Origin of the sequence: Aquabacterium sp. UBA2148 (assembly GCF_002328915.1) — a bacterium.
Classification (GTDB): Bacteria; Pseudomonadota; Gammaproteobacteria; order Burkholderiales; family Burkholderiaceae_C; genus Aquabacterium; species Aquabacterium parvum.
Genome location: NZ_DCXA01000223.1, coordinates 1 through 3,089 on the forward strand (window position 1 = coordinate 1; position 3,089 = coordinate 3,089).

4 protein-coding genes and 1 pseudogene are annotated in these 3,089 nt (G+C 65.9%); 2 read left to right on the forward strand and 3 right to left on the reverse strand.

From position 1 onward, the window contains the following. Positions 1-400 (forward strand): annotated as a pseudogene (locus B2W70_RS12630) (RNA helicase); the annotation flags it as partial. Positions 401-438: 38 nt separating this feature from the next. On the opposite strand, the gene B2W70_RS12635 reads toward B2W70_RS12630, so the two are convergent. From B2W70_RS12635 to B2W70_RS12645, 3 genes are all read right to left on the reverse strand, one after another. Then, positions 439-1,275 carry a 2OG-Fe(II) oxygenase gene (locus B2W70_RS12635; protein WP_286746158.1) on the reverse strand — a complete coding sequence of 279 codons (837 nt, stop codon included), beginning with the start codon at positions 1,273-1,275 and terminating at the stop codon, positions 439-441. 11 nt (positions 1,276-1,286) lie between these two features. Beyond that, on the reverse strand, positions 1,287-2,063 hold the full coding sequence (gene yaaA / locus B2W70_RS12640; RefSeq protein ID WP_286746160.1) for a peroxide stress protein YaaA: 777 nt from the start codon (positions 2,061-2,063) through the stop codon (positions 1,287-1,289). 75 nt (positions 2,064-2,138) lie between these two features. Further along, a complete protein-coding gene (locus B2W70_RS12645) occupies positions 2,139-2,687 on the reverse strand; it encodes a peroxiredoxin (protein ID WP_286746161.1) in 549 nt (182 codons plus the stop codon). A gap of 134 nt (positions 2,688-2,821) precedes the next feature. Between B2W70_RS12645 and B2W70_RS12650 the strand changes: the two genes are divergently transcribed. After that, a partial coding sequence (locus B2W70_RS12650; RefSeq protein WP_414631062.1) for a gamma carbonic anhydrase family protein occupies positions 2,822-3,089 on the forward strand: 268 nt, incomplete at its 3' end.

Genomic DNA, 3,089 nt, shown 5'->3' on the forward strand with positions numbered 1-3,089 from the left:
CGTGCACCGCATCGGCCGCACGGGCCGCGCAGGCGCCGAGGGCGAAGCCGTGTCCCTGGTCTGCGTGGACGAGGACGGCTTCCTGGCGTCGATCGAGAAACTCATCAAGCGGCAGATCCCGCGCGAGGTGATTCCCGGTTTTGCACCGGACCCGAACGCCCGACCGGAGCCCATCCAACTGGGTCGACGGGTGCTGCACGGTGGGGCTGGTGGCGGCGGTCAGCGGTCTGGTGGTGGCGGAGGCAACCGCGGCTCATCGGGATCCGGCCAAGGTGCTGGCTCACGCGGGGGACAAGGCGGCGGTGGACGCCAGCAAGCCTCGTCTCGCCAGGGTGGTGGTCGGCAAGACGCTGGCGATGGTGGCGCTGCCGTGATGGTTCGCCGCCGCCGAAGCGCCTGAGTTCAGCCTTGGGCGATGGCGGGCACCTGCTCGCCGCGTCAGTCGAATCGGCCAGCCCGCAGCCACTTGGTGGCCACCCATTTTTCACCTGCCAGCACGGGCGATCCACCGTGCAAGGTGCGCGTGAGTGGGCTGGGTTGCTCGTACGCGAAGAACACGGCGCTGCCACGCTGCGCATGCACCTCGATGCCCGCATCGGGAAAGGTGGTGGCGCCTCCTGATTCGGGCGTGTTCAGGTACATCAGCACCGTGCCCACGCGCTGCCCTCCCCGCTTGAGGATGGCCGGACTGCCCGGCTGAGCGGGATCAAAGTAATCAAAGTGGGGCCGGTACTCGGCCCCCACGCCGTAGCGCAGCACCTGCAGGCCTTCCCCCCTGTCCACGGGCCAGTTCAGCAAGGCTGCGATGCGGGCCTCGACGGCGCCCACCAGCTCGCCCTCGCCTCGCGAGAAAAACATGCCTTGGCTGGTGCGCGCCGCGTTGACCTCGCTGCCGCCGGTGCGGTTGACCACGGTTTCGGAGCGCGAGAGCCTCGGGCGAGCCAGCTCGATCAGTGCGTCGCATTCGGCGTCGGCAAGCAGGCCACGAAACACCACGATGCGCGGCTGGCGCATGCAGACCAGGACATCCACCCATCGGTCGTGCGCCTGAACACGGTGCCCGGCACCGTTTGGCAAGTCGGGCATCTCGAGCGCGACCGAAGCCAGGTCATGCAGCGCATCGGGCATGACTTCGCGAATGGCCTCCATGGCGACGCTGCTGTCCCAGCCACTGGCCTGCATGGAGGCGAGCACCCTTTCCGCGCCGTGGCCGGCCGCCACCTGTGCGAGGAGCCACTCTCGCAACTCAGGGGTGATGGTCTGGCGGCTGTTCATGTCTCGCCCTGTCAGCCCTCGATGCGGCGCCGAAAAACCAGGCGCTCAGGTGTGGACGCTGCGGCGTCGTGTGCATAGCCCTCGGCATTGAAGTTCAGCAGGTCCTTGGTGCCCTTGGCGCGACGGAGGATGGCGTGACGGGCCATCAGGCCTCGAGCACGTTTGGCATGGAAGCTGATGACCTTCCATTGCCCGGCTTTCCAGTCTTCGAAAACGCACTCGATCACCCTCGCCTTCAGGGCCTTGCGCTTGACCGACTTGAAGTACTCCTGTGAGGCCAGGTTGATGACCACATCGCTGCCCTGCTCGGCAAGTTGCTGGTTGAGGTGCTCGGCGAGCTGATCACCCCACCAGGCGTAGAGATCCTTGCCACGCGGGTTGGCGAGCTTGGTGCCCATCTCGAGCCGGTAGGGCTGCATCCAGTCCAGCGGCCGCAAGATGCCATACAGACCGCTGAGGATCGCGACGTGCTCCTGGGCCCAGTCCAGGTCTTTTTGCTTGAGGCTGCAGGCGTCCAGGCCTTCGTAGACATCGCCGTTGAAAGCCAGCACCGCCTGCTTGCTGTTGCGCGCAGAAAAGCGCGGCGACCAGGCGGCGTAGCGGGCCACGTTGAGCGTGGCCAGTGCGTCGCTGAGGTCCATGAGGGAAGCGAGTTGCGCGGGCGTGTAGGGGCGCAGCACCTCGATCAACGCTGACGACTCGGCCGCGAACTGCGGCAGGGTGTGGCGATCGGTGGTGGGGGCGGTGTCGTAATCGAGGCTCTTGGCCGGGGACAGCAGGATCAGCATCTTCGGGGGGCGACAGCAAGGTCTGGCAAGGTCTGGCAAGGGCAGGCGATGGGTTGGTGCGACTTGGGCAGTCCGTCAGAGCGTGGCGCCACCCACAGGGCGGTTGCAGGCGCAGGCGGCATCGGTTTGCAGGGCATCGAGGACACGCAGCACCTCGTCAGGGTTGCGTCCCACCATCAGGCTGTTGACCGAGACGTGGCGGATGACGTTGTCCGGGTCCACGATGAAGGTGGCGCGCAAAGCAATGCCTGCGGCGCGGTCGCGCACGCCCAGTTGGTCGACCAGTTGGCCGGACTCGTCTGCGAAGGCGTGGTGGCCGGGCTGATCGATCTGGGGAGCCTCGCGGCGCCAGCCCAGCTTGGCATGCTCGTTGTCGGTCGAGCCGCCCAACAGCACCGCGTTGCGATCGGCGAAATCCTTGGCCAGGCGGGCAAAGGCCTCGACCTCGCTGCCACACACCGAGGTGAAATCTTTCGGGTAGAAGTAGATGACCTTCCACTTGCCCGGAAAGCTCTGCTCGGTCAGCTCCTCGAACGCAGACTGGCCGTGCTCTTCGGGGTGCTTGAAACCGGGCTTGACGCCCACAACTTTGAACGATGCCAGTTTGTCGCCAACGGTTTTCATGGGGACTCCCTGCGCCCAGGGGCGCGGTGAACGGTTTCGGTGATTCGGATGCCCCTGATTTTGCCCTGACGCGCAGGCATGCACACCATCGCTCGGGCTTTTAGAATCACCATCCCACTCCCAACGAGACCACCATGGCGCTTTACCGCATTCACGACAAGGCCCCGACCGTCCACCCGAGCGCCTACGTGGCCGAATCGGCTGATGTCATCGGCGACGTGACCCTGTCAGAGGGCTCCAGCGTGTGGTCACACGTGACGCTGCGCGGCGACAACGAACCCATCGTCATCGGTGCGCGCTCCAACGTCCAGGAATCGTCGGTGCTGCACACGGACATCGGCTTTCCCTTGAACATCGCCGAAGACGTGACGGTGGGCCACCAGGCCATGCTGCACGGCTGCC